Annotated in this window: 30 protein-coding genes; 14 read left to right on the top strand and 16 right to left on the bottom strand. The window is 54.0% G+C overall.

Going from position 1 to position 25,777, the window contains the following annotated elements; genetic code table 11:
• Nucleotides 1-22: 22 nt before the first annotated feature.
• From AY555_RS11400 to AY555_RS11390, 3 genes are read right to left on the bottom strand one after another with little or no spacing between them, the layout of a single operon-like run.
• Nucleotides 23-964 (bottom strand): BsuBI/PstI family type II restriction endonuclease, encoded by a 942-nt coding sequence (locus AY555_RS11400; protein ID WP_066137028.1) that lies wholly within the window; start codon nt 962-964, stop codon nt 23-25.
• On the bottom strand, nt 957-2,600 hold the full coding sequence (locus tag AY555_RS11395; RefSeq protein ID WP_066137026.1) for an Eco57I restriction-modification methylase domain-containing protein: 1,644 nt from the start codon (nt 2,598-2,600) through the stop codon (nt 957-959). The genes AY555_RS11400 and AY555_RS11395 overlap by 8 nt, the downstream gene beginning before the upstream one ends.
• On the bottom strand, nt 2,597-2,791 hold the full coding sequence (locus AY555_RS11390; RefSeq protein WP_066137024.1) for a hypothetical protein: 195 nt from the start codon (nt 2,789-2,791) through the stop codon (nt 2,597-2,599). Before AY555_RS11390 ends, AY555_RS11395 begins: the two co-directional genes overlap by 4 nt.
• Before the next feature lie 324 nt (nt 2,792-3,115).
• Between AY555_RS11390 and AY555_RS11385 the strand changes: the two genes are divergently transcribed.
• Nucleotides 3,116-3,562 (top strand): hypothetical protein, encoded by a 447-nt coding sequence (locus tag AY555_RS11385; protein ID WP_066137022.1) that lies wholly within the window; start codon nt 3,116-3,118, stop codon nt 3,560-3,562.
• Nucleotides 3,563-3,594: 32 nt separating this feature from the next.
• Here AY555_RS11385 and AY555_RS11380 read toward each other — a convergent pair whose 3' ends face one another.
• Nucleotides 3,595-4,371, bottom strand: a complete 777-nt coding sequence (locus AY555_RS11380) for an RES family NAD+ phosphorylase (protein WP_066137020.1) — start codon at nt 4,369-4,371, stop codon at nt 3,595-3,597.
• Nucleotides 4,331-4,714, bottom strand: coding sequence for an MbcA/ParS/Xre antitoxin family protein (locus AY555_RS11375; protein WP_066137018.1), 384 nt, complete (start codon nt 4,712-4,714; stop codon nt 4,331-4,333). Before AY555_RS11375 ends, AY555_RS11380 begins: the two co-directional genes overlap by 41 nt.
• 633 nt (nt 4,715-5,347) lie before the next feature.
• On the opposite strand from AY555_RS11375, the gene AY555_RS11370 reads away from it, so the two are divergent.
• Both AY555_RS11370 and AY555_RS11365 read left to right on the top strand, forming a co-directional pair.
• A complete protein-coding gene (locus AY555_RS11370) occupies nt 5,348-5,683 on the top strand; it encodes a hypothetical protein (RefSeq protein ID WP_066137017.1) in 336 nt (111 codons plus the stop codon).
• Between the two features lie 79 nt (nt 5,684-5,762).
• Nucleotides 5,763-7,469 (top strand): recombinase family protein, encoded by a 1,707-nt coding sequence (locus AY555_RS11365; protein WP_066137015.1) that lies wholly within the window; start codon nt 5,763-5,765, stop codon nt 7,467-7,469.
• 117 nt (nt 7,470-7,586) lie between these two features.
• Here the strand turns inward: AY555_RS11365 and AY555_RS11360 are convergent, their stop codons facing one another.
• Together AY555_RS11360 and AY555_RS11355 are read right to left on the bottom strand one after the other, a co-directional pair.
• Nucleotides 7,587-7,853 (bottom strand): ribbon-helix-helix domain-containing protein, encoded by a 267-nt coding sequence (locus tag AY555_RS11360; protein ID WP_066137013.1) that lies wholly within the window; start codon nt 7,851-7,853, stop codon nt 7,587-7,589.
• Nucleotides 7,854-7,892: 39 nt separating this feature from the next.
• Nucleotides 7,893-8,534, bottom strand: a complete 642-nt coding sequence (locus AY555_RS11355; RefSeq protein ID WP_066137011.1) for an AAA family ATPase — start codon at nt 8,532-8,534, stop codon at nt 7,893-7,895.
• Nucleotides 8,535-8,758: 224 nt separating this feature from the next.
• Here AY555_RS11355 and AY555_RS11350 point away from each other — a divergent pair, with 224 nt between their 5' ends.
• The 3 genes from AY555_RS11350 (at nt 8,759) to AY555_RS11340 (ending at nt 9,716) form a co-directional block, all read left to right on the top strand.
• The gene (locus AY555_RS11350) at nt 8,759-9,019 is read left to right on the top strand and encodes a type II toxin-antitoxin system RelB/DinJ family antitoxin (RefSeq protein ID WP_066137371.1); all 261 of its coding nucleotides are present in this window, start codon (nt 8,759-8,761) and stop codon (nt 9,017-9,019) included.
• Entirely contained in the window at nt 9,019-9,291 is a 273-nt protein-coding gene (locus tag AY555_RS11345; RefSeq protein ID WP_066137009.1) for a type II toxin-antitoxin system YafQ family toxin, read from the top strand. Before AY555_RS11350 ends, AY555_RS11345 begins: the two co-directional genes overlap by 1 nt.
• A gap of 170 nt (nt 9,292-9,461) precedes the next feature.
• Nucleotides 9,462-9,716, top strand: a complete 255-nt coding sequence (locus tag AY555_RS11340; RefSeq protein ID WP_066137006.1) for a phage major tail tube protein — start codon at nt 9,462-9,464, stop codon at nt 9,714-9,716.
• Here the strand turns inward: AY555_RS11340 and AY555_RS11335 are convergent.
• On the bottom strand, nt 9,713-10,723 hold the full coding sequence (locus tag AY555_RS11335) for a calcium-binding protein (RefSeq protein ID WP_066137004.1): 1,011 nt from the start codon (nt 10,721-10,723) through the stop codon (nt 9,713-9,715). The genes AY555_RS11340 and AY555_RS11335 overlap by 4 nt on opposite strands.
• A 487-nt stretch (nt 10,724-11,210) precedes the next feature.
• On the opposite strand from AY555_RS11335, the gene AY555_RS12320 reads away from it, so the two are divergent.
• The gene (locus tag AY555_RS12320) at nt 11,211-11,411 is read left to right on the top strand and encodes a single stranded DNA-binding domain-containing protein (protein ID WP_066137002.1); all 201 of its coding nucleotides are present in this window, start codon (nt 11,211-11,213) and stop codon (nt 11,409-11,411) included.
• A gap of 344 nt (nt 11,412-11,755) precedes the next feature.
• Nucleotides 11,756-12,436, top strand: a complete 681-nt coding sequence (locus tag AY555_RS11325; RefSeq protein ID WP_167798514.1) for a hypothetical protein — start codon at nt 11,756-11,758, stop codon at nt 12,434-12,436.
• Between the two features lie 56 nt (nt 12,437-12,492).
• On the opposite strand, the gene AY555_RS11320 is transcribed toward AY555_RS11325, so the two are convergent.
• The gene (locus tag AY555_RS11320; RefSeq protein ID WP_066133065.1) at nt 12,493-13,695 is read right to left on the bottom strand and encodes an RNA-guided endonuclease InsQ/TnpB family protein; all 1,203 of its coding nucleotides are present in this window, start codon (nt 13,693-13,695) and stop codon (nt 12,493-12,495) included.
• Nucleotides 13,692-14,315 (bottom strand): IS607 family transposase, encoded by a 624-nt coding sequence (locus AY555_RS11315; RefSeq protein WP_066136401.1) that lies wholly within the window; start codon nt 14,313-14,315, stop codon nt 13,692-13,694. Before AY555_RS11315 ends, AY555_RS11320 begins: the two co-directional genes overlap by 4 nt.
• A gap of 481 nt (nt 14,316-14,796) precedes the next feature.
• Here AY555_RS11315 and AY555_RS11310 point away from each other — a divergent pair, with 481 nt between their 5' ends.
• The gene (locus AY555_RS11310; RefSeq protein WP_167798495.1) at nt 14,797-15,060 is read left to right on the top strand and encodes a hypothetical protein; all 264 of its coding nucleotides are present in this window, start codon (nt 14,797-14,799) and stop codon (nt 15,058-15,060) included.
• 5 nt (nt 15,061-15,065) lie between these two features.
• On the top strand, nt 15,066-16,076 hold the full coding sequence (locus tag AY555_RS11305; RefSeq protein ID WP_156483431.1) for an autotransporter outer membrane beta-barrel domain-containing protein: 1,011 nt from the start codon (nt 15,066-15,068) through the stop codon (nt 16,074-16,076).
• Nucleotides 16,077-16,125: 49 nt separating this feature from the next.
• On the opposite strand, the gene AY555_RS11300 is transcribed toward AY555_RS11305, so the two are convergent.
• The 6 genes from AY555_RS11300 to AY555_RS11275 all read right to left on the bottom strand — a co-directional run bounded on the left by AY555_RS11300 (nt 16,126) and on the right by AY555_RS11275 (nt 21,617).
• Nucleotides 16,126-16,881, bottom strand: coding sequence for a hypothetical protein (locus tag AY555_RS11300; protein WP_167798497.1), 756 nt, complete (start codon nt 16,879-16,881; stop codon nt 16,126-16,128).
• 35 nt (nt 16,882-16,916) lie between these two features.
• Nucleotides 16,917-17,522, bottom strand: a complete 606-nt coding sequence (locus AY555_RS11295) for a hypothetical protein (protein ID WP_066137362.1) — start codon at nt 17,520-17,522, stop codon at nt 16,917-16,919.
• A 171-nt stretch (nt 17,523-17,693) separates the two neighbouring features.
• Entirely contained in the window at nt 17,694-18,743 is a 1,050-nt protein-coding gene (locus tag AY555_RS11290) for a hypothetical protein (protein WP_156483429.1), read from the bottom strand.
• Between the two features lie 204 nt (nt 18,744-18,947).
• A complete protein-coding gene (gene rocF, locus AY555_RS11285; RefSeq protein WP_066137358.1) occupies nt 18,948-19,919 on the bottom strand; it encodes an arginase in 972 nt (323 codons plus the stop codon).
• Between the two features lie 15 nt (nt 19,920-19,934).
• Nucleotides 19,935-21,017 (bottom strand): ornithine cyclodeaminase, encoded by a 1,083-nt coding sequence (locus AY555_RS11280; RefSeq protein WP_066137356.1) that lies wholly within the window; start codon nt 21,015-21,017, stop codon nt 19,935-19,937.
• A gap of 180 nt (nt 21,018-21,197) precedes the next feature.
• On the bottom strand, nt 21,198-21,617 hold the full coding sequence (locus AY555_RS11275) for a hypothetical protein (protein WP_066137354.1): 420 nt from the start codon (nt 21,615-21,617) through the stop codon (nt 21,198-21,200).
• Between the two features lie 223 nt (nt 21,618-21,840).
• Between AY555_RS11275 and AY555_RS11270 the strand changes: the two genes are divergently transcribed.
• From AY555_RS11270 to glnA, 4 genes are all read left to right on the top strand, one after another.
• Nucleotides 21,841-22,911 (top strand): AAA family ATPase, encoded by a 1,071-nt coding sequence (locus AY555_RS11270; protein WP_082812203.1) that lies wholly within the window; start codon nt 21,841-21,843, stop codon nt 22,909-22,911.
• A gap of 4 nt (nt 22,912-22,915) precedes the next feature.
• Nucleotides 22,916-23,812, top strand: a complete 897-nt coding sequence (locus tag AY555_RS11265; protein WP_066137350.1) for a ParB/RepB/Spo0J family partition protein — start codon at nt 22,916-22,918, stop codon at nt 23,810-23,812.
• 134 nt (nt 23,813-23,946) lie between these two features.
• Nucleotides 23,947-24,285: a P-II family nitrogen regulator gene (locus AY555_RS11260; RefSeq protein WP_066137348.1), complete on the top strand. Its 339-nt coding sequence runs from the start codon at nt 23,947-23,949 to the stop codon at nt 24,283-24,285.
• Nucleotides 24,286-24,359: 74 nt separating this feature from the next.
• A complete protein-coding gene (gene glnA / locus AY555_RS11255; RefSeq protein WP_066137346.1) occupies nt 24,360-25,769 on the top strand; it encodes a type I glutamate--ammonia ligase in 1,410 nt (469 codons plus the stop codon).
• Nucleotides 25,770-25,777: the final 8 nt, after the last annotated feature.

The raw sequence follows: 25,777 nt of genomic DNA, 5'->3' as shown, positions 1-25,777 counted from the left end.
TCCGCGTTTTGATAGTCGGTGCCTATTTTCTCGGCCCTAAAAACCTATCGCCATTGAAATGGATCATGTGATCCGGTGTTTCAGCAATCCAGACTTCGCTTTCCCAAGCAATATCTTTCATGTGTTTACGAAACTCGGCCATATCTGGGAATGCGCTAACATAAACTGGCCCAGCTTGGCTGCCCTTTAACCGTTCCTCAAGCTCGAATACGCGCTTGGGTGACATAGGGCCATGTGATGTTACCGCTTCAATTAGAAACAACCAATTCTTCTTTTGGTCGAGTAATACCACATCCGGCAATTTATCGTGGTCATCGGCACCAAGGCCAAAATCGGCCAAGGTTTTGGCATCCATTATGACATTCTTTTTAGCGGTGTCGCCGATATAAAGCAGCTTGGAATCAGGCGCAAAACGCGGCGCGAATTGCTCGATAATGGCTTTCTGTACGTCATTATGCTTGCCGGGCGATAGTTCAATGGTGCTGCCGTCCGGCAAAGTGATTGGAACCAGCTTTCCGGTGGATCGGTGTTTTGCATAGGTGTTGGAAAGTGAACCGTGTGTAGCAATGAATTGTGCCACGGCATCGGCCCATGCTTTTGTGCCATAGGTTTTAATTGCGCTCAACGCATCATCGGTGATGGCGTAATGAGCGCGGGGGCTATTGGTCGGCAAGTCCTGCTCGAACGGGTTATAATCGGCGATACGGGCTTGCACGAATTGATGCAACACTTGCCGCCGCACGGTTTCACGGGTGTTGGGCGCATAGTGTTTACCGAAACGCTCGGCGATAAAAGCCATGATGTCTTTTGATACGCTGCGGCGGCTGCGGGTAGCCGCTGACCAAGGATCAGTTGGGCCTAGCCCGACAAGAGCCAGCAAGGTTAGCGCGGAAATTTCATTCTGCTGTGCGGCTGGTAGGCCAAGACTTTTTAGAATATCTTGGGCTTGGTGAATATCAGGCAAAGGCTTCTCCTTTTTGTTTTTCGGTCGTTTTAACCTTGATTTGATCGGGGTTGTGCGTCAACGCCTCAACCAAATCATCAATTAAAGCCATGTTGTCGGGTTTTTTTCTGACGCGGCGGCCAAGCTGGGCGATAGCGGCTAAGGGCGGCAAAGGCATGGCGCGTAATTCGGTGGCACTGACTTGGGTATTGCCGTTGGTGCAACGAAAATACCCATCCATCAATGCGCTGTTGAGCAAAGCGGCCAAGCCAAAGGCTTCATCATCGCTGATGTTGCCGCCTGGTCGGTGAATATAGTTTAGATGGTTTTCAATACCGATCATGGCGGCTGGAATCTGACCGGCCAGCAAGGGGGCTGCGGTCATGCGGCGGTGCTCTTCCTTGGCACTGAATCGGCGCAACAGAATGTAAGTGCTGTTTGGCACAAGCAGGCGTTGGGAATTGGTTTTGTTTTTAATGTATTGCGGTTTACGGCTAGCGGTCGGCCATTGAATCTCCATCGCCTTGACATGGTTTAACCACAACAAGGGAACGGTTACGCCATTAGCTTGCTCGGCTAGATGTTCTGTGGCGCGGAATGGCACCACGGGGCCGGTGGAAATATCCAACCCATAAGCATGAAGTGAGCCTGTCCAACTGTCCACACGGCGCAAAATGTCTTCATCTTCGGGGCCTGAGGGTAAACGGAAAGCACCAGCCAAATTTTTAGGGTCGATTACATCGGCTAAGGCGGCTGGGTATTCGGTGGCTTGGTCAAGATCGCCCATGCCGGTGCTGCTGGAAATTGTGAAGGGCAGGCCGTTGGGCTTGGTTGTCCATCCATCGGCGCGGATTGCATGTAGGATAACATTTTCTTGCAGCACTGCATCGCGGCTAAAGGCATCGCGGCGGGAAGCAAAAACATGAGTTCTAAGCGGTCGCACCATTGAAAAAAACCGTTCGCGGAATCGCTTAAAATAAGGGCCTGATGCAAAGCTACGCGGGGTGATAAATACCAGATCGCCGCCTTGACTCAGCATCGCGGCGGCAACAGCCATGAACAGGCCATAGATATTGGGCTGACCATGCACAACATCACAAGCCGCAACGGCGCGGGGGTCATCTTTGTTGATCTTAAAATAAGGCGGGTTAGCAATGACGGCATCGAAGCGATTAGCGGGGCGATGATGCAGGGCGGCGGCCTCGGCCAAAATAAAATCAGTGCAGCGGATTGTGGTTTTGATCGTCATGCCCTTGCCAGCGGCCCAAGCGGTTAGATGGTCGAGAACCTCGGCCAGCATGGCCGCTAACGGTGGATCAATTTCATAAGCGACAATCTCAACCAAACGCGGCGGGTTGGGGCAGGCGGCCAGCCGCTCGATGGCCGCGCAAAGTAAAATGCCAGCACCGGCGGCGGGATCAAGCAGGCGTAGCGTATCACGGGGGCAGATCATATCTGCCATAAAGGCAGCCACTGGCGGCGGGGTTAAATAAAGCCCGTGGCTTTTGCGGTGTTCGGCGTTTTTTTGGTTGGTGTAGTTTTGGCCGATGCGGTCGGCCAGCTGCGTTGGTGTTTCAAGCGTAGGTTTTTTGAGCGGCAGATTTATCCGGCGGGTTGATTGTGGGTGAACAACGGGGGCAAGTGCGCTGGCTCTCATGATTTTTCCTTTGGCGGTGTTGCGTCAAAGGGCATGGTGAGTTGCCCTGCGTGTTTGTATTTTTCTACCATCTCACCCAAAGCACGGCGGCCAAGCCATGCCATTGAAACTTGAAACCGTTCAGCCAGAGCCGCAAGGGCGGTATATTCCGCCTCAGTCATGTTGATGGTTATACGGTGTTTGGCGGTCATTCTAGCCCCTGAAATAATGCAATCTGCAGCATTATGAGGCATCGCCGATAAATTGCAAGCGGGGTTTCGTGTGTTTATCCCGCCAAGCATTGTTTTTTAACCACAAAACGGAACAATGCGACAACTTGGGGTCGTCTCAGAAAACGGAAAAAATCGTACGCTAAGCCGGCTGTAGCGGTCGTAGTGGCCTGAATTTGCCTGCGCCGATCTTGGCGCTGCTGCGCCACAGGTAATCTCCGGTCAGGTTGATAGGGGTCGTCTCAGAAAAGGGAAAATAAAGCACGCTAAGACGGTTTCAGTGGTCGTAGCGGCCTGAACTTGCCAGTGCCGATCTTGACGCGGCTGCGCCAGAGGCTGGCAGACCGGTTCGGCGTTGTTCTTGTCCAGCGCGGCCGTGGCCTGGTGTTCCGTCCGCTTGATTCCGACACCAGCAAGCCACCCCACATGAAAGCCAGTGCGCTTGACCGTACGTGCAGCCGTGGTGCGCTGGAGAAACGCCTTGGTTCCTACCGTGATCCTGCCCATATCGCCAGGAACAAGATCCGGACGGGCCAGCCCGTCCGTCGTTATCGCCTGCGTCCGCTGGCCGGACGCGGCCTCCTGTCCGATCATCGCTGGCGTCGCTACCTTGCCATCCGCCAGAACCAGCTTCTTCCGTCACAGGCCAGGAACTGGCGGCTCTACCTCACCGGACAGGCCGCAACCGGGCCGATGGGCATGAATGTGGTTGACGCGATGGGAAAAGTGCTGGGAAAGGGCCGTGGGTGGTAGGTCACCAACACAATCTAGGGTTTCTCTTTGGTTTACCGGGAAGGCCGTTTCCAGTCCATCCCGTTCAGGCGCGGGTCTGACGAGAATTCATCCCGATCAAAAGCTAAATACACCTGTGGAAACTCACACAGAGCTTGGGCCCCGACGTGACTGAGCAGGATCCGCCATGTCTGGCAATGTGCCGGTTGTCCGCCCCTGAACGCCTGACAGGTCATAAGGGCGAGATTATGCCGGCCACGCGGGTCACGCACCGATTCATACCGGATCATCCCGGCCCCCGCCTGCTTGGCCGTTTCTGCCAGCGCCTGACACGGTTCGTAGTTCACCGGGTCCGTCCAGACCGCCCGCCCCTGTGACAACGGCAGGGATGTCAGGTCAACAACGCTTCGGCTTTCCACGTCGACCGCAAAGGCGGTGTATTCAGCCGGGTTGACCGGCCATGGTGTACCCGGGGATTCCGCAAAAAACAGGACCCGGTAGAAAGCGATCTCGGCAACGGCGGTTTCAGGCTCCATGGCGGCGTAATAGACACCCGGCGTGCGTCCGGCCCGCCGGAACCGGGAACCCTTTGGATACGCCGGGTCATACCGGAAAGGCGTGGACAGAAGGAAATGCAGGCTTTGACATTCCGGGGGCAGCGGTGGCTTTGTTTCTTCTACCAACATTTCCAGAATGCGCTGCTCTTCAAGGCTGTCGACTATTTTCAGCGTCGAAACGTAGTGCTGGCACTCCACCAGACGCCAGCACAACCCCGTAAAAGACCGGAACTCAGATGACAGCGCGGCGGGCGTCCAAGTATGCAATGACATTGTACAGTCCGTTTATGGTTTGTATCTGGTTGAGCGGACGATCCAGCAGGACCGTATTCACATTGGTCAACCACGCCCGTGCACTGGCCTGGTCTCCTCCGACCAGCGCGTCCAGAGACCGGAAAAGACGCACAAACAGTACGCCGATCTCGGATTCTTTCTTTTTTGTTGAAAGAAAAAAGGATCCCTTGCGCATGCGGGATATGGTGGGCTCGCTGAGCCCCAGAATTCTTGCCAGCACGGTTGCCGGAATATCCAGATAATCCGCCGCCCGGATCACAGCTTTGGTCAGAACAGCACTTGCATCAGGCTGGTGTGTTTCTGACTTGGGTGCCCGCGTCATGATGGTAGGGCCTCTCTTGTCTGCCTATGGAAAGAATAGCAAAGTTTCCTTTCCACAGGAAGAAAAACCGCATCCAGAGACGGACCTTTTAGGCAGAAATCATGTCCACGCAACCAAGTGAGCATGTTTTTCGCAAAACCTGTTGAAGCCTGCCTTTCAGCCCACGCCCGAACCCGAACCCTGTCGTCTCCGGGTACCGTCGCCGTGGTTACCGACGTCGGCTTGGCGTGCTTTATTTTCCGTTTTCTGAGACGGAAACGGTTAAAAAATTCCCCCTTTCTCACGCTTGCGTTGAGCACGGCCCGGCCGTGCGAATAAGCATCCTCATGGAATGAGGACAGGAGGTGGGCCCACCTCCTCTATCCTGCCGGTGGGTACGACGTAGAAACTTTTGGAAACTCGTAGAAACTCGTAGAAACTTTTGGAAACTCGTAGAAACTCGTAGAATACCACTTAGATACTTGCCAATTTCATTTGCACCACTGTTCGCAGTTATACATACCGTCTATTTCCCCTTTACATGGCTTTTACTCTCCATACCTGCATTGACATTTCATGATGTTGTCGCTAGCTGTGAAGGCTGGGGTATCTGGTTGCGCACCCCCGCACTGTATCCAGGAAAGGACAACAGCAATGAGCAGCGTACAGGACAACGAAGGCCTGCCTTTCATAGGCAACGGTATCTTTCATGGTGTGGACTGGCTGACCGTTTCACCGGAAGACGCCGATGACTATGACGACATTGTGCCAAGCATGGATGAGATCATCGCCCATATTCCGCCTGAACTTCTGCCGCCCCGCGTTGATGTCGGGACGGCGGTTGCCATGGGCTGGGACGGTCGTGACACCGATCCTGCGGTTTCTGTCGACGAGATCTGGGGAGATGTTTACCGCATCGCCCGCAAGATTATCCGGGTCAAGCGCCGCCGTGAAGCCGAAGCCGCTGCACAGGCTGCCAACACCCCCTGATCGTCATCCGCCCTTTCCCCGTTGCCCGTCAACCGGTTAAATGTCGTGTATACATACGACACAGACCGGAGGAAACGTCATGCTGGTCGCCATTTACGCGCGCCACAGCACCGACAAACAGGACACATCCAGCGCCGATCAGGTGGCCCGGTGTATCCAGTTTTGCGCAGACCGGGGGTGGACGGTATCCCACATTTTCGCCGACGAGGCGTTGTCAGGAGCCACCATGTCCCACCGCGAGAATGCCAAGGCGCTGGTTGCCGCCGCCCTGGCCGGTGAATTCGAGAAAGTGTTGAGCGAGGACTTGTCACGCCTGTCCCGCAGCCAGTCCGATATCGCCGCGCTGTACGAGAAACTGCGCTTCATGGGGATCGATATTGAAACCATCGCGGACGGCACCATCAACGAGCTGCATATCGGTCTGAAAGGCACGATGAACGCGCTGTACCTGCGGGACCTTGCCGACAAGACCCGGCGCGGGTTGCGGGCCATCACGCTGCGCGGGAAGATCCCCGGCGGCTTGTGCTATGGCTATCGCACCAAACACCGCCTGGATGAAAAAGGCGAACTGGTCCGTGGCGAGCGCGAGATTCATCCGGGGGAGGCGGAGGTCATCCGGCGTATCTACAGCGAGTACCATGACGGCGCGATCTTGAGTGAAATCTGTGAAGGCCTGAACGACGACGGCATTGCATCGCCGCGTGGCGGAACGTGGTCCATATCCGCTCTGGTCGGAACGGCGTCCCGGCAAACCGGCGTCCTGCGCCATACGTTGTACAAAGGCTGGATCACCTGGAACCGGCAGGAATACCGGGTCAATCCCGAAACCGGAAAACGGAACTGTGTTGTGCGGCCTCAAAGTGAATGGCTGCGGATACCGGTTCCGGAGCTCGCGATTGTGGACGAGGACCTGTTCGATGCGGTCCAGCGCATGATTGAAGACCGGTCTTCCATGCGTCATATCCGCGCCGCCGATGCCAAGGCCCGCAGCCGGGAACGGGCGATGGAACGCCAGCGCAAGGCCCGCTCGCTCCAGATGAAGACCGGCCAGACCGGAAGCTGGTTCTTCACGCGCCGCTTGCGGTGCGCCGAAACCGGCCACCCGTTGACCGCCGCCCCGCCGGGTTATTATGGATCACGCCGGACCGCCTTGTGGATGATCCCGCGCGAAACCATCATTGTCCAAGGTCTGGAGGCGCTGAATACGGTTGATCTGGACACCATCCGCACCTTTCAGGAGACGCTTTCACCGGACCGGCAACGCCACGAAAGCGCCATTGAACGGCTGCAACAACAGATCGACCAGGCAACAGATGAGGTCAAGGCACTGCTGTCCGATCTCGGAAACCGGACCAACCGCCCCGTCATCCGGTCCTTTCTGGACGACAAGGAAAAGCAGATCACCAACGCACGCCTTCAGCTCTATACGCACCAGCGGGAACTGGACAAGCTGATTTTCCGCACCGACCTTGCCAACGAAAGCCTGAACCGCTGGAAACGCCTTCTGGCCCGCCTGAAGCACGATCCGTCCGACGGCCTGTCCACCGTTCTTGTGCGCACCTGTATCAACCGGCTGCTTGTTCATGTGGAACGCAATGCCGATGACGAGCCGGTCCGCCTCTGGTGCACGGCTGATATCAACGTGCCTGAACTGCTGAAGCTCAACACCGCCATCATGCCATGGGACCTGATCCCCGAGCCATGGTCGAGGGCCGCCACGGTCGAGCTGAAAGACATACCAAAACCGGCAAAGGCAAAGGCAAAACAGAAAAAGAAAACGGTCTGAATCTGAATCAGAACGCCATGCCGGGTGGTATTGGCATGGCGTCAGAAATGCATTCAGCGCAGAAACGTTATTTTTTTCTGCTTCTTCAAGGAAGACAAGGCAACACGCGAAGGCAGATTATTCGCCATCAATACGCAAGCCTGTTTGAAGCATCTGCATAACAGCCAGATTAATCACAGCGGCCCTGCTTTGCCCAAGATGTCCGGCCAGCTCATCCACGCGAGCCAACAAGGGTTCTGTGATTGTTAGTGTAATCTGGACCTTGCGTCCCTTGCGGACACGACGCGGCCCCTGATCAGCATCCGGAGCACCTGAGATAAAGGCATCGACAGGGGCAAAGGATGAACCTGCAACAGGCTTGACTGGTTTCTTCGTAATAGCCATTTAAACCCCTTACAACTCTATTTAGATATCTTTTTAATATTAAAACAATGCGTTAATAAGGTTATTTACCTCGGCTGTCGCCTTGTGATCCTGCGGCCTCAATTCAAGAACGCTTTGCCCCGAACCTGCGGCATTAGCAAAAGCTTTGCGACGACGCAAAGGAGTTGGGAGGTATTCAAATTGGGGAACTTCAGCGACCGCAGCGGCAGCTTCTATGTTGTCTGTTGAATGCTCGCCCGGATCGGCGCAATTAAGAACGGCAAAGCACCGCAGACCATCACGCACACTTCTGGCCTCATCAACCAGTGCCGCAATATCGTTGAGTGCCCACACGTCATAACTCCGAGGCTGGAATGGAACCAGAAGCACATCAGACAGTACAAGGGCAGCACGCAATGCAGTTGAGTCACGTCCGCCAGCATCGATAATCACATCATTAAATCTGGATGCCTGTTGCTGAACCTGTGACCGCAATGTCGGGCCATCCGGATAAGTGGCACAAGCAATCCCCGGAGCGTACCCCGCTTCAGCCCGGATACTGATTGCAGTTTGCGCCGTACCCTGTCGGTCACCATCAATCAACCATACATCGCGACCGGACAATGCGCGGGCGACCGCCAAATTAACCGATATCGTAGTTTTGCCCACGCCACCTTTTGTATTACCAACCGTTATTATCATCTCATTCAGATCCTTTTTTAATATTAAGATGACATCTTATATCAGTTAAAATAATCTGAACGTCAAGGACGTTGTTCTTTCGTATATATGCTGAAAGCTGTGCGTCAAGTGGCTGAAAAAAAGAAAGAGATGGTTAAAAAGAGGTGCCTTGCAAAAGTGGTTCATTTGAGCTACAGTGTTATCTCACCCTGAATGCGAGGCTCCCAATGGAACCAAGGCGTCCCATGAAAGCAAATGCATTTGTCCGCGCCCGGATCGACGAGACGCTAAAAAACGAAGCCGCTGCCGTACTGGCGGGTATGGGGCTTACTGTGTCCGATGTAGTGCGCATTGCCCTCACCAAAATCGCCAAAGAAAAGACGCTGCCATTCGACATGCGCGTTCCTAACGCACTGACGGCGGAAACGCTGGCGAAAAGTGAGCATGGTGAAGATGTTCACCATGCCAACGATGCGGATGATCTGTTTGCCCAGCTGGGTATTTGATGCGGCACCCGGAGTATTCTGGCCAGTTCAAGCGTGACGTCAAGGCTTCTGGAAGGCGTGGCAAGGACATGAGCAAGCTCAAGGTTCTGATAGAGCTGCTGATAGCAGGTACGCCGTTGCCTGCCACGTATCTCGACCACCCGCTTAAAGGGCGGTGGCGTAGCTACCGGGATGCCCACATTGAGTCGGACTGGCTTCTGATCTACAAAATCAATGGCAATGTTGTCCGCTTTGAACGAACTGGACGGCACACCGATCTTTTCGACGAATAAGATCGGTGTAGCCTGCAATCAGGCTTCTCCCATATTCCAGTTAAAAATACGCAATTCTTTCGCGCCAGCGTGTTCTACCATCTGCATAAACGGCCGTTTTTACGACGGGGAAAAATAAATTGATCGGGGGCGCGGCAAACCTCGCCCCCGATCAAGGAGGCCTTTCACTGATGGCCGCGCGCGACGTTCTGAAAAATATCAACCTGTTCGTTGACGGGCGCGGCTATGCCGGACAGCTCAGCGAATATTCGCCCCCCTCCCTGGCTCTGGTGACTGAAGATTTTCGCGCCGGGGTTAAGGGAAAGAGAGGTGAAGGTCATTGTAAACGAAACAAACGAAATCAGACCCCATTCCGGTTGGAAATGGCCTATTTGTCGAACTTCACCAAGCGTAGCAGAAAGAATTGGGGCAGCCCGCGCCCTTAGAGAATCAAGGCATCTGGCCCCAGATCAGAAACGCCTTGCAGGTTGATACTGATATCTGCATCAGTATTGCAGTCAATATCAGCGCGCAGAACCATACCTCCATCAGATGGCTCGGCCCACATTGACAGTTTTTGCGGCCCACTGTCGCTCCATGTCAGACGCGTGCCAGATGAGGTTTCAATATCAAGACGGATACGATCTCCTTCTGCAGCATTGAAATCCAGTACAACATCGCTGCCCAATGATGTCGACGTGTAGATAAATTGGTCGGCACCTGCCCCACCATACAAGGTATCATTACCGGACCCGCTATACAGGATGTCATCTCCGTCTCCGCCGTACAGGGTGTCGTCTCCTGCGCCACCATACAGGAAGTCATTCCCCCTACCGCCATCCAGGACATCATTGTCAAACCCTCCATAGAGGATATCATTCCCCTCGCCTCCCTCGAGCCTGTCATCTCCCTCCCCACCATTCAGGATGTCGTCTCCGCCTCCACCGTGCAGGCGGTCGTCTCCGTCTCCGCCGTACAGGCGGTCGTCTCCGTCTCCGCCGTGCAGGGCGTCGTCTCCTGCACCACCATACAGGAAGTCATTTCCCCTACCTCCCTCGAGCCTGTCATCTCCCTCCCCACCATTCAGGATGTCGTCTCCGTCTCCGCCGTACAGGGTGTCGTCTCCTGCGCCACCATACAGGTGATCATTTCCCCTACCGCCATCCAAGACATCACTGCCAAACCCTCCATAGAGGGTATCATTCCCCTCACCTCCCTCGAGCTTGTCATCTCCCTCCCCACCATTCAGGGTGTCGTCTCCATATCCGCCGGACAGACGGTCGTCTCCGTCTCCGCCGTGCAGGGCGTCGTCTCCTGCACCACCATACAGGAAGTCATTTCCCCTACCTCCCTCGAGCCTGTCATCTCCGTCTCCGCCTACGCCGTACAGAGTGTCATTTGTAGCATCATGATTTGCCTTGGTTTGGCCTAAGGCCGATACTAGGTTTGCCATGGGTTTTCTCCTAAGTTTCCCGGTAGGATGCGCGATACTTTCTACTTAAACGCGCTAAATAAAAGTCGTTACTATAATAACATGTTTTGTGCAAGAGTCCGTCGTCCAAAAAACAGCCTGTCGTCCGGTTAAAAAGCTCCCTCTTTCTCACGCTTGCGTTGAGCACGGCCGGACCGTGCGAACAAGCATCCTCATCGAATGAGGACAGGAGGTGGGCCCACCTCCTCTATCCTGCCGGTGGGTACGACGTAGAAACTTTGAGATTCTTGGAGATTCTCTGAGAAACTTCGAGATTCTTTGAGACTGGCGCATAAACACTCGCCAAACTCGTTTGCATCCCTGTTCGTGGTTATACATGTCTCCTGTCCCGTCTTGCGAGATGGGTCCCTGTTTCACGCGCTTTGACATTCCATTGTGTTGTCATTGACTGTGAAGTCCGGTGGGCGCCGTGTCGTGGCCGGGAAGTATCTGCGCAAGCGGATCACGTGTGTATATCGAAGGCCAGTTGCAGACCCGGAAATGGACGGATGCTGACGGCCGGGACCGGTATGCCACAGAAATTATCCTGACCGCCGGATCCGGTGAGATGATTCTGCTCGATTCACGTGCCGACAGCCGGGAACCCGGTCCTGTTGAAGCGGCAAACAACGCTGTGCCGGATCCGGTCGGAACGCGGGCCACCTCGTAGGAATGTACAGCAGACAACAGGGATTGGCTTGCTCGAGCCGCCCGTGGGGGAAGGGGTAAACCGGGATGTGGATCCGCCACTTTACATACAACGCTTTACACGCCAGCCAAAATGACGGACAAAGAAAAAGCCCGGGGTCATCCCCGGGCTGTGTTGCCTACCGCGCCAACGGTTTGCGGCACATCCACTGTGAAATACTTGGCTGGAACAACTTGCGCTGCTGGTGCCAGTGAATGCAGGCGTTACCGCAAAGCCCAAGATAGGGCGCGGCTTCAGCCAAGTCAATCACTCTTGAAGCACCAGCAAAACAAGTTGAACCGGCCCCGAAAATCGGGATGCCGTTTGTGTCTACATCGTCTTTAACAAACCACCTCACAGGCTTCCGGCTCACGCCCCCGTTCGGCTTGCCGGACGGTCCGAAGTGGCAGTGCCGCCGAGGTGCCTTCGAGAAGCATCTTGTCAAGTTCGGCAAGCCGCCGCCGAGAAAGACTGTTTTGCGCTGGAAGGAGCAACTCGCAGCAAGCCCAGAGGTGCAGCGTTATGAAGGACGCGGCCGTTCGGTGCTCGCTGTCTATCGGGCTTGCCTCGAAACGATCAATTGGCACACCGGCGAGCTGGCAGTCTCTTACAAGACGCTTGGAGAGAAGGCGGGCTACGGCAGGACAACGGTCTATAAGGCGCTGAAATTCCTTCGGGAACACGGCATTATCTTCGTGGTCAACCGCTGCGTCAAACGGACCTTTGATAACGGTCGGTTCCTCCTGAAGCAAGTATCCAACGCCTATGCCTTTCTGTCTTCGGCACAGTGGAACCTGAAGATGGATGATTCAAAGGTCTTTGCCCGCTATCCCTTCGAGTGGCCGAGTGCGCGTGAAATGTACAAGGCCGCGCGGGAGGTGGGTGAGGTCCGTGAGGGCCTTGCGCTCCTTGAGCGCTACGGGAATGCCTCGGAACGGAAGCATGCTGATCTGGATCGGCGTATTCTGGACCAGAAAGAAGCCCGCAAGCGCAAGCCCCCCGACTAGCCTCCGGTTACAATCTGCCCTTCTGAAACCGCTCTACAATACCTATGCAAACCTACTCATATATGAGTAAACCTGCTGCTTGCTTCCTGCTTCCCTGAGGCCAGTTTCGCTTTGGTCTTGCGACCCAAGCCAGAGCTTTCCTCTCCACAGGCTGACACGGTGGAGCTCACCGCCAGATGTCTCAGGTTGATCGCGGCATTCACGTCACGATCATGCTGCGTACGGCACACGGGACACACCCATGCCCGTGTTGCCAAAGGCAGGCTTTCGAGTTTGTGCCCACAGCACGAACAGGTCTTGCTGCTGGCAAACCACCTGTCGGCAACCACAACCCGTCCCCCGCGCCGTGCCATCTTGTATTCCAGTTGCCGCCTGAAAGCATGAAAGCTCATGTCGGCAATGGCGCGGGCCAGATGCCGGTTGCGCATCATGCCGCGTACATTCAGGTCTTCGATGCCGATGAGGTGAAATCTGCGGACCAGTGCTGTGGTGAGCTTGTGCAGGGCATCGGTGCGGATGTTGCTGATCCGGGCGTGAAGACGGGCCAGCTTCTGCCGGGCCTTGCGGCGGTTGGAGGAGCCTTTCTGTTTCCGGGACAGGCTCCGGGACAAACGGCGCAGACGGTTCAGCGCGGCCTTGTGCGGTTTGGGTCCCGGAAGGCTGTCCCCGGTCGAGAGCGTTGCCAGTGCGGAGACACCGAGATCCACACCCACCGCACCTTGGTTTTCAGCGTGGGGCAGGCATGGCTCCTCGGGTGTCTCCACGGCAAGACTGACAAACCAGCGGTCGGCCACACGGGACACGGTGGCTGACATGATCTTGCCGGTAAAGCGCAACGCCTCGCGCATCCGCACCCGGCCCAGATGGGGGATGCGGATGTGTGAACCGTCGATAGTGAACTGGTCGTTGGTCAGGGTGAAGCGGTCGTGTACACCTTTCTTGCGGAACTTCGGATAACGGGCACGGCCCGCGAAGAAGTTCCTGAAGGCCTCTCCAAGCTGGATGATGGCCATCTGGGGGGCATTCTTCGTAACCTCCAGCATCCACGGAAACTGCTCCCGCTTGACGGCATTGAGCTGCTTGCGCAGGGCGTACTGCGAGGGCTTTGGCAGGGTGTTGTCCTCTTTCCATGCCGCATACTGCCGCCCCCACTCCGCCAGGGCCCAGTTATAGGCAAAGCGGGCTGTCCCGGCAGCGCGGGCCAGATATGTGGCCTGCACATTGTTGGGATCAAGCGCGATACGATGGGCTGTTATCATGCCGGGGAATCCTTGACCGCCTCTGCAACAGCCTCCAGAAGTCTCTGGTTCTTCCGGGACCGTGCCCCATACAGACGGGCGCTGAACACGGTGATGATCTCAAGGACATCTTTCGCCAGATCTTCCTCGAAGGTGGTGTCCTCACCCTGGTTGAGGATCACAACCTCCACCTGTCTGGCCTCACAAAGCGCAAACACAAGCTCGGCACCAAAGCGGAGAAGACGGTCCTTGTGCGTCAGGACAAGGCGTCCGACCCGGCCCGCCATGATATCTTCCAGAAGACGTTTGAGACCTTTCTTGCGGTAATTCATTCCGGACCCAAGGTCGGCTATAACCTCATGGGTCCAGCCTTGCCGGGCACAGTATAGTTCCAGTATCTTTTTCTGGCGTTCAAGGTCCGCTTTCTGGTCATGACTGGAAACACGCGCATAGGCAATGGTACGCTTCTGCGCCGCTGCCTCGCCGTCGTGACCGGATTGAAGCCGGGACAGGGCATAACGGCGGTGGCCGGATGCCGTCCGCTCCGGCAAAAGCTTGCCTTCCCGCTCCCAGCGACGGAGCGTGCTGACCGAGACACCAAGAAGGGCCGCCGCACGGCCAACGGAAACATATCTATCCATAACAAATAGATATACACACATTTAGATTTCAAGAGAACTGTTAAAGCCCTTGATAACGGTGTTGCCGGGGTAGAATCTGGAACGTTTAGCATTGGCAGTCCCTCGCTGGCCGATATTAATAATTTACCCGGGAGTGGCAATAGTTTTCATTATTGGCTGCAATTTTTCGAGCCATCATTGAGCGGTACATACATATTCGGTATGTCGTCCGCACCCATCGATACGGTGTTAGTTCTGTATCAGGGAGCTTTTGATCCCCTTAACCCGAGCGTTAATTCTCTGGCTTTGAATGATGACTATGAGAATGTGCGGCCAGATGGGGTAACTGTCACAACGTGTGGTGATGACGCGACAAGGTGTCCGCAGCTCACGCAAGGTCTGCTGCAAGGGACGCGATATACTGTTGTTGTCACAACCTATTCAGCCGATACGCCTATTCCACCACCTATCACCTTTTATGTGTACGGTGAGCCTATTTCTGTTGGGGGTTAGCCCCCGGTCGATCCAGGTAGTGGCGGCTCCGGTGGTTCTGGCGGCGGTTCAACAGATACAGGAGGTGGCGGCTCCGGTGGTTCTGGTGGCGGTTCGACAGACACAGGTGGTGGCAGCTTTGGTGGCTCTGGCGGTGGTTCGACCAGTACAGGAGGTGGCAGCTCCTCCCCTTCTCTGTCCGACGTTCTGGCGGGGCAAGGCAGTTCACCTGCCCTTGGAGCTGTCCAAGTTATTGAACGTAGTACAAAGTTGAAGGCCTTGTTTGTCGTTTCTGGTTTCACAACCAATCAGCAGATTGTTCGTGCTGTTTCCCAGACGCTACCTTTGTTGACAGGCGGTTCCATTATGGCAACGCAGTCTTCTCTATCCGGGATTAACAAGATTATTCAGGCGCGTATTGACGGTAATAGAGGGCTGTCTTCGGGGGATGGTTTTTTTGAAGATCGTTACGTCTGGATGAAGCCGTTTGGTTCATGGGCACGTCAAAATGACCACAAGGGCGTTGCCGGATACAGAATGGATGCGCGTGGTCTGGTTGTTGGCATTGATACTGCTATTTCCCCTGCCTTGCGCCTTGGGCTTGCCTTTGCCTATGCGAATGTAAGAATCAAGAACAACAGAATTCTCGCTCCCCAGAAACTCGATATTGCAACCCACCAATTGGTGGCTTATGGAAGCTACAATCTTGATCACAGAACAGAATTGAATGTTCAGGCTGATATCGGTCTCAACCGGAACAAGGGAAATAGGGCAATAGAGTTTACGGCCTCCCAGGCATCCTCTTCCTACCAGAGTCAGGTTGCACATGCGGGTGCAGGTATCGGCCGATCCTACCCCGTTGGGGTGGGGTGGTCTCTTAGTCCATCTGTTCGTGCTGACTATACCTGGATACGTGACAGCTCTTATCTTGAAACCGGGGCTGGGGCTCTGAATCTGGATGTAAAGTCTCGAAGTGCAAAATCATTACTGATGAGTACTGATAGCAAGATATCGTATCATGTCAGTGATACTGTAACGCTGACGGGTCATTTAGGTCTGGGATATGATGCTTTCAACGAGCGTTCATCGATTACGGCTACATTTGCAGGAGAGCCGGGTTCTTCCTTTATTACCTATGGAGCACCAGCCGTTCCTTGGGTGACAACGGCAGGTTTGGGAATGCGCTATAGAACGAATGAAGGCATGGAAATAACTGGGCGCTACGACAGCGAGTACCGTGGCGGCTTTTCAAGCCAGTCGGCGTCAATAAAGGTGCGCTGGAGCTTCTGAATATGTGCCTGCCCCCAAGAGGTTTTTGTCCTCTTGGGGGCGTTGAGCCTCAGGGCACCAAGTGATGGCGATGCTCTTCCTCTTCCTCCCTTTGTTTCTCTTCGCGCTCCATCCGTATTTTTTTGGTTGTTTCTACCAGCTTTTCTTTGCTTTCCATCAGGCGTCTATATAATTCATCGAATCTGAACTCAAAGAAAACCCAGTTATGGTGGGAGAAGAGAGAAAGTCTTCCTGACATCCTGTCTATTTTTTCTTCTACAAAGGAAATGTCTTGTTCCTTCTGTTCAAGATCTTCCAGAGTGTATAATCTTTCTTCAATTCCACTTTGTATTTCATGTGTCATGCTCTCTACTTCATTTATCATGTCCTGATAATACTTTAAGCTCAGCTCTTCATTTGTAGGGTCCAATATCTCGGCATCCGGAACCATATCATGAGCATCAGAGATAATGGACATGAGTGTCCCTCTTTCTTCTTCACTCTGATATACGCTCTGCTCCACTTCTTCGTCATTATCATCGGGGAAGGTGATTGTTTTATTTTGTTGAATGTAGTTGGCAACTTCCAGGAGAGTATCTGTATCGACCGTTGCTCTGCAAATAGGGCAGCGTGGGGGTAACTTATATTCATCCACGGGGGTGGAAAATGATAGGACGGCGCATGTAACGTGGATGGGGTAAAGGTCTGGTGCACCATGCCCACAGGTCAGCCGGAGAAACTCACCACCACTGCCGCCCATGCAGATGGCGCACTCGCCCGGACGGGTGTGGGGATCTGTTTCAGAACCATTCCATATTCTTTTCATTGTGTAGCCTTTGCGCAAGATAGAGTTGTTTTTTTTCAAGCAAAGTGATGAGCGTGACCCTGTTCTTCGGCCTTGTGTTGCTTCTGTTCGCGTTCTTTTGTTAGCCGTTCGCGCGATTCTTGTAACTGTGTTCTGATGCCAGAGAGCCTGTTGTAGATCTCCTCGAAGTTGCCACCAGCAATTGCCCAGCCGGCATGATCCAGAAGTGCTATTCGCCCTGATCGTTCCATCAGGTGGGCATCAAGGTCCTGAATCTCGAGTATCTTCTGATCAATTTCTTCCAAGGTGTAGGTATGTTCTTCAACGCTGTTGTTGATACTGTTTATGAGTTCTTCTGCGATTTGTGATAAGTAGTCGTAGTAAGCGGGACTTGCTTCTTGGTCGCTTGGTTCCAGTTCGCCACCATGAATTGCCTCGTAAGCTGCGGTAACAAGGGACAGGAAACGTGCTCTTTGTTCTGCAGTTTGGCACGGTGGCTGGCTGATCGCGATGTCATCTTCGCTTGGGAAGGTTACAAGCTTGTCTTGGCGGATGTAGTCAGCAACCTCTGTCAGGGTTTCTGTATCAATGCCTCCTCTGCAGATCGGGCATCGAGGGGCTTGCGCTGTCGTACTCTCGATGGGAACCAGGGCTCGGATCATGCATTCGACGTGTAGGGGGTAACTTTCCGGGCCCCCATGCCCACAGGGCAGCCGGAGAAAACTTCCGCCAATGGCACCCGCACAGACGACACATGTATCGGGTAACGTATGAGGATTTGTATCAAAACCATTCCATATAGAAGGCATAACACTTCCATTCATGTCGTTTTATCAGCGAGGCTCAACCAAGGCGGGCCGTTTCCGAACAGCAGCCGGCCCTGTTACTGCTTGGACCTGTTCGGAGACATCGTGTGTGGGGTGAGCTGCGGGAGTATCTGGGCGTATGACGCTGCCCCGAATGATAGCAGCCAGATCCAGGTCATAGGTTGCGCTTGACCGGAAGGTTTCGCTCCAGATTTGATGGTGCCCTTCTGTTGGAGCCCAGTCTGGCTGCGCGATCAGCGCACATTTCCAGTTCAGGCTTTGGACAAAACGCACGGGCAATGTTCCCTTTTTTACAAGGGACAGGTCAAAACGCCATGCAATGGCAGTATTGTACTGCATGGTGCTTCTGGAGAGCATGGCCGTTTCCTTGCACAAGCTTGGGGGCCAATCGCTCTCATAGGCCTGCTGCCACCAGCTGAAGTCATCAGACCCTAGGTTGGTAACATCGTAAGGAGCCTGTTGATGCCAGAACCAGCGACCGGTATTAGACACGGGCTCTGTCCGTTCCTCGACGCCCCAGTCTTTGATCGAGTAGCTGTCCGATTTCCATAACTGGAAGGACTCAGAATGCGAATATCCAAGATTGACTCCGCCTCCGGGGCCTTGTGCTGATGCACTGGCGCCAACGCCGATGCTGATCGTATCGTCAACGCTTGTAACCGTCATGTCCTGCTTGTCATGGACTTGGTTGACCGTGCTGGGCGAGCTTTTGACCCAGTTGACACCGGAATCAAAGGGCCTGCCTGTTTCTGGATTTAGAACCTGAATGGCGTTCTCAAAGCCATATTGGAAGGGACCTTCCGTGTAGCGTCTTGATGGATGATAGGCATCGCCCGGGCTGAGAAGGCCGCTTTCGCAATATACAGCATAGATACCATCAAAGCCGTGCGATGCTTCACGATAGACGTAGAAGTCGGAATTAACGCGGAGTTGGTTGCATGTGTTGCGTGGCTGGTTATAGGGCTTAAAGTCCCATTCCTTGCTGTATGAGAACCGCTTGATGCCGTACATTGCACCATCGATTTCGGGGGCCATGGAGGCTCTGTCTGAACTCATGAAATTAACCGCCATATTGCTGCAGAAAGAACGATATAGTATCGACGTAGGATCGGCGGGTGGTAGTGTTACAAGCCGTGCAGAGGCAAGAGAGTTTTTCTCATCTGTGTAGGAATGGTTGCAGGCGGGGTGTTTCTTTGACCCATAAAAAAAACCCGGATTGATCCGGGGTTTTCTTGTTATAATGGTGTTCTGGGTCTTTATCTATTCTGCTGCGGCTCGTGTCCCGAAGTATTGTTTCCCCGTACGGGCAACGCGTACCAAGGTGCTTTTGCCGAACAAGCTTTCTACGAGATCCACAGCGAGGTCTGCAGTCATGTTGCGGTGATCAAGGGCGGGATTCAGTTCGACAATATCCAGTGATCCCAGACGCCCTGTATCAGCGATCATTTCCATGCACAAGCGAGCCTCACGATAGTTGGGGCCGCCGCGAACGGTTGTTCCAACGCCGGGCGCAATGTCGGGATCCAGAAAGTCAACATCAAAGCTGACGTGTATGTGCGTATGTTGGTCGATGCCGCTCAGGGCTTGTTCCATGACATGGCGCATACCCATTTCGCCGATGCAGCGCATGTCAAACACTTCCAGCCCTACACTGCGGACGAAATGTTTTTCCCCATCATCGACGCTGCGTATCCCGATCTGACGAACCTGATCCGGCCGTATTGCTGGTGAGTGCCCCCCGATGCCGGTCAGTTCGTCTGGCCCGTAGCCACACAGACAGGCTACGGGCATACCGTGGATGTTGCCTGTGGGTGTCAGGTCTGCTGTGTTGAAATCGGCATGAGCATCCAGCCACAGGATACGCAGTTCCTTGCCTGTTTCACGACAGTGTTTAGCAACGGCGCTGATTGATCCAATGCCCAGGCAATGATCGCCCCCCAGTACAACGGGCATGCGCCCGTCCTGTATTTCTTGGTAGACGGCCTCATGGAGGATCTTGTTCCAAGCAATCACTTCTTCGAGATGCCTGAAGCCACCGACAGGCGGAGATCCTGGGTTGGGTGGCCCCTGCAGGTTACCACAGTCTTTTACATCAACCCCGCACCGTTCCAGCTTTTCAACAAGCCCGGCTACGCGTAGAGCTTCTGGTCCCATGGATGCCCCGCGCACGCCCGCTCCGACATCTGTTGGGGTACCAATCAAGCTGACGTCAGGCAAGAAAAGGTGACTCATTGGCTGTCTCCGGTTTCAATATGCCACAACGTCACGCAGCGGACGGGTCTGACCAGCATTCTTTTCATACGCAAAACCGAAAAGATTCCGTGGATTTTCAAGAGCAGGAACAAGCGAGATAGATTCACACAGATCCAGTGTAGTTGCGACATCGCGCATGAAGCGCAACGCCGAGAAGTCTTCAAGCGCAAAGCCAACAGAGTCGAAAATAGTGACATCGTCTGGTGACTGCCTACCGGGCGCGTGACCTGCCAGAACCCGCCATATTTCTGTGACTGGGAAGTCTGGTGGCATCTGCTGTACATCACCTTCAACGCGGGACTGGGGCTCATATTCCACAAAAACACGCGCCTCTTTCAGGACATCGCGGTGCAGTTCCGTTTTTCCCGGGCAATCACCGCCCACGCCGTTGATATGCATGCCGGGCTCGATCATATCGGGCGTTATGATTGTGGCATTTGTTTTATCGGCTGTAACCGTTGTTACGATATCTGTACCTTGTACAGCATCACGTGTGGACGAAAATGCCTGACTCTCAAGGCCAAGCTGGTCCAGATTGCGTTGCAGTTTGGTCGTTGCAGATGGATCAACATCGTACAGATGAAAACGTTTTACCCCAAGAAGATGGCTGAAAGCCAAGGCTTGGAACTCACTCTGGGCACCGTTGCCGATCAGGGCCATGCTTTTGGGTTCTGGCTTTGCGAGTGCCTTTGCGGCAACGGCTGACATGGCCGCTGTACGCATAGCCGTTGTCAGCGTCAGTTCGCTCAGTAGCTCCGGTGTCCCGGTTTCCACATCGGATAGAACGCCAAAGGCCATAACAGTTGAAAGCCCGAAACGGCTGTTCCGGGGATGCCCATTAACGTATTTGAAGGTGTAGGTTTCCTTGTCTGCAATTGGCATCAGCTCAATGACGCCATCGTCGGAGTGACTGGCAACCCGGGCGGTCTTGTCAAAATCTTCCCACCGCAGAAAATCTTCGTTGATGTAGTGCGCAATCCCCTCTATGCACGCTGCCGCACCCTTCTTTTTCATGATGGCGGCCACACCCTCGACGCTTAGGAACAGTGTGCGGGCGGGGGTGATATTCTTCAGCATGCATAAGTCTCCAAGGAACCATGATGCTTTCATTGTGGACCAAGGAGGCGTCAGAAAGAACGGTCAAGTTTGTCAGTATTCTTCCTGTTTTTGTTCATTATGTAAGCCCAATAAAGCATATTGTTGGTTTATTCATTGCACAATGGATCTTCTGGGGTCCCTTCCATGCTGTTTTGTCTGTCAAGGAAAGCCATCACCAACACCATCAACAAAGAGTTCCCCGTGTATGATGCTATTACGGATTGTTTCCAGCCCCTGTTCAGCCTCGGCTAGGGCGTTCCGCAAATGTCCAAGCTCGTCGTGTTGTCCCGGGCGAGGTGTTCCCCGTGCTTTGCCTGAATCCAGAACAGCAGACAGGTAGCGAGCCTTCAGGTCAGCCACCCTGTGTACCAAGGCGTCAATTTCTTCAGCGCGTACAACCCCAATCAGCGAGGCTATACGTTGACGGTTGGCATTGTGGCACTGCTCGCCGACGGTTCTGGCAAACAACTTTGCGCTTATGGGGGATCGATCATGATGTCTTGCAGAGGCAAAAGTGGGGCGTGTCTTGTTTGCGGTAAAGGAGGATTCAGGCAGGTCGGTAACGTTGAGAAAGGGCATGGCAGGCTCCTGGTTCCTGAGGCAGGTTCCTTCCCAAGCACGTCGTGTGCCAAATCTTCTGCCTGCACCAGTGTGTATGAGGCATCGGATCAGGTCGGTAAATTTTGCCTAGTTCTCTTGTTGTTCCGGTGAAAGTTGCCGCCTGTTGCAAACGGGTAACCTGCCAACCATTGTATTTTTTCCAAATTGATGGTTGCCAGTCTTTATCTGGCCAGACATATTGATGAAAACATCAACTCCGGGGGATCTTATGGACCTCAGTGCCAATGTCCTGCGTGATATTCGTAAACGCAGAGGACAAACCCAGGCCGAATTTGCGGCCTTCCTGAACAAGGAGCTGAGCCGCAATTATTCCCCGCCGATGATCAGTCGGTGGGAGCAGGGAAAGGAACCGGTTCCCTCCATCGTGCGCTTATTTCTTGTTGGCAGTTCCGCAACGGTACAGGAACCAGTGTGTGAGCAGCCTCTGGTATTAGCCTTGGCCAACCAGAAGGGCGGCGTTGCCAAGACAACAAGCTCTATCAATATTGCGTGGGCCTTGGCTCGTGCCGGTCACGCAACGCTGTTGGTTGATTTTGATCACCAGAGCAATGCGACGGCGGGCTTGGGGCTGAATAACTATGAACTGGATGCATCAGGGCGGACTGTTGCATCCGTGATGCTGGATAATCTTCCGGTTAGTGATGCCTTGGTGCGTGTGCGTGATGATATTCCGCTCTTCCTTTTGCCCGGTGGGTCCCGTTTGGCCGAGGCTGATCTTGTCCTGACCCGTGAAATCGGTGGTGAATGGGTTTTGAAAGAAACGCTGGCTCCGCTTGCCGGTCGTTTTTCCTTCATAGTGATTGACTGCGGTCCCCATTTGGGGCCCACAACTGTCAATGCGCTGACCGCTGCTGACTACGTTTTGATACCGTCAGACCCAACGCCGTGGTCTACGCGCGGGATTCCCCTAATTCTCAGGGCCATAGACCGGATCCGGCGCCGCATACGTCCTGGGCTTGAAATTCTTGGAATCTTGCCGACGCGGGTTGACCCCCGTCTTGTTCAGGACCGGGAAACCATGCAAGAGCTGCATGACATCTTTGGTTCGGCTGTTCCGATCCTCGATCCGGTTATCAGTACCACGTACTACAATCATGCTGCTGCCGCCGGGCAACCGATCCTAGAATTATATCCCGGTGCACGTGGCGTGTCTGTTTATGCAGACCTAGCGGAGAAATTGATTGCGCTGGCAGCAGCGCGTCATGTTTCCGTGCCGCCTGTCCCGGTTCATCCTGTTCCTGCGGAGACCTGAGTCTATGTCGCGCAAGATGCCACCCCGTACGACAACGGGACATGTTTCTTCCTTGATGACGTCATTCTTTTCTGGCGAAAGCAGGGTCAGTACCCTTGCCCTGACGTCCATTGTTCCCAACCCGGATCAGCCGCGTTCGTTCTTCGATGATGATGATCTGGCAGCGCTGGCCTCTTCCATCCATCGTCTTGGATTGCTACAGCCGGTTCTGGTTTCGGCCTCAGGTCCAGATGGGAAACATATCCTGTATGCGGGGGAACGCCGGTGGCGGGCCTGCCGTCTACTGGGGCATCACGAAATCAAGGCCATTATTATTTCCGGAGATCCGGCGGAAATAGCATTGGTCGAGAATGTTGTCCGTGTTGATCTCGATATGGTGGAATTGGCTCGTGGCTGCGAGCGGCTGATGAACCGGCATGGTTATACCCAAGGGCAGGTTGCCGAGATCCTCGGTCGCTCACAATCCGAGATCAGCCGAACCCTGAACATTCTCTCCTTGCCGGAGGATATTCTGCAGGCGGTGCCGTCGGTCTCGAACAAGATCAGCAAAAGTACCCTGTTTGCGCTTGCTGATCTTGGGGATGAACAGGCCGCGCGTGTTGCCTGGGGCAGGATCGTTACGACAGGAATGACGGTTAGTGAACTTCGGGCGATGAAGACCGACCTGAATACTCCGTCTGCAAAGCCGGAGCAAAAGAGTGCCAAAGACGTCGGTACAGCTTCGGCGACCAAGGTTCTGCTTCCGGCATTGAAGCAAATTGCCCGACTTCAGGCCAGCCCTGGATCCCTTGGTCACGAGGATATACAGCGCTTGCATGCCCTGCGTGATGCTCTGGATCAGCTTTTGGGCACTCTTCCTGAGCGGGCCGGGCATGAAACGCCCCTATGCGATATCGCATAAGATGGTATTGCCCCATTGCAAGGATTGAAAGTTGTGGTAGCCGCATGTATTTTCTATTTATGTGGTCGCAGATCTTCCATACATAAGTGTCTGTCTGTTGTCTGCATTTTGGTTTGAAGTGTGATGAAAACATGATGAAGAAGATAGAAGCCATCATAAAGCCCTTCAAACTGGATGAAGTGCGTGAGGCTTTGGGGGATATCGGCCTTCAGGGTATTACGGTGACGGAGGTCAAGGGGTTTGGGCGCCAGAAAGGCCATACGGAGCTGTACCGGGGGGCCGAGTATGTGGTGGATTTTCTGCCAAAAGTCAAAATAGAGATGGTTCTTGAGGAAAGCTGTGTTGAGCAGGCGATAGCGGTCATTCAACAGGCTGCTAGGACTGGACGTATCGGTGATGGAAAGATTTTTATTCTGCCGGTCGATGATGCCATTCGTGTCCGGACCGGGGAACGCGGGCCAAACGCGGTCTGAGTGATGTGTGGTTTTGTGTGGCATAGACAATGGGACCGAGGGACGGTAACCATTCAGGACAAGGAAAAGTATTCATGTCTGATACCGCTACATTTTTCGAAAAAATCAAGGAAAATGACGTCAAGTATGTTGATTTCCGTTTTACCGATCCCCGTGGCAAGTGGCAGCACACAGCCCAGCATGTCAAGACCGTGACAGATGATCTTCTGGCCGACGGTATTATGTTTGATGGGTCATCCATTGCCGGCTGGAAGGAAATTAACGAGTCCGACATGATTTTGATGCCGGACATCTCGACGGCCGTGATGGATCCCTTTACGGCCCAACCGCAGCTTGTTGTGTTTTGCGACGTTGTGGATCCTGCAACAGGTCAGTCTTATGATCGCTGTCCACGCGGTATAGCACGCCGCGGTCTTGCTTATGCGCAAAGTACCGGCATTGCCGATACGGCCTATTTTGGCCCCGAGGCAGAGTTCTTTGTCTTTGATGACGTCCGCTATACGGTGGATATGAACAAAGTGTCCTTCGAGCTTGATGCCGGCGATGCCCCTTGGGCCAGTGGCAAGGAGTTTGATCAGGGCAACTGGGCACATCGCCCCGGTATCAAGGGAGGATACTTCCCGGTTCCTCCTGTTGACAGTGGTGTTGATCTGCGTGCCGAGATGACATCAACCCTTCTGGATATGGGGGTTGATGTCGAGAAGCATCATCATGAGGTTGCCTCGTCACAGCATGAGCTTGGTTTCCGGTTTGGTACTTTGTTGCAGTCAGCGGACTGGATGCAGATATACAAGTACGTTGTGCACATGGTCGCCCACTCGTACGGCAAGACCGCTACGTTCATGCCCAAGCCTTTGGCGGGGGACAACGGGTCTGGCATGCACGTTCATCAGTCCCTGTGGAAGGATGGCAAGCCGTTGTTTGCAGGGTCCGGTTACGCAGACCTGTCTGACATGGCATTGTACTATATTGGTGGCATTATCAAGCATGCCAAGGCGCTCAACGCGTTTACAAATCCATCTACAAATTCCTACAAGCGCCTGATTCCGGGATTTGAGGCGCCGGTTCTTCTGGCTTATTCTTCGCGTAACCGGTCTGCATCCTGTCGTATTCCCTATGTTTCCAATCCCAAAGGGAAACGGGTGGAAGTGCGTTTTCCTGATCCGACGGCCAATCCCTATCTGGCTTATACCGCGATGATGATGGCGGGTCTGGACGGGATTCAGAACAAGATTCATCCCGGTGATCCCATGGACAAGAATCTGTACGATTTGCCACCAGAAGAGCTGTCACAGGTTCCCACGGTATGTGGTTCCCTGCGGGAAGCTCTGGATGCCCTGAAGGCGGATCGAGACTTTCTGATGAAGGGTGATGTGTTTACACCTGGTTTTCTTGATGCCTATACCGATCTCAAATTCCAGGAAGTTCATGCGTTTGAACACACTCCTCATCCGATTGAGTATCAGATGTATTACAGCGCCTGACAGTGTGT

Source organism: Haematospirillum jordaniae (assembly GCF_001611975.1).
Lineage (GTDB): Bacteria > Pseudomonadota > Alphaproteobacteria > Rhodospirillales > Rhodospirillaceae > Haematospirillum > Haematospirillum jordaniae.
The sequence above is the reverse complement of the archived record's forward strand: the minus strand, read 5'-3'. Positions and strand labels throughout refer to the sequence as shown.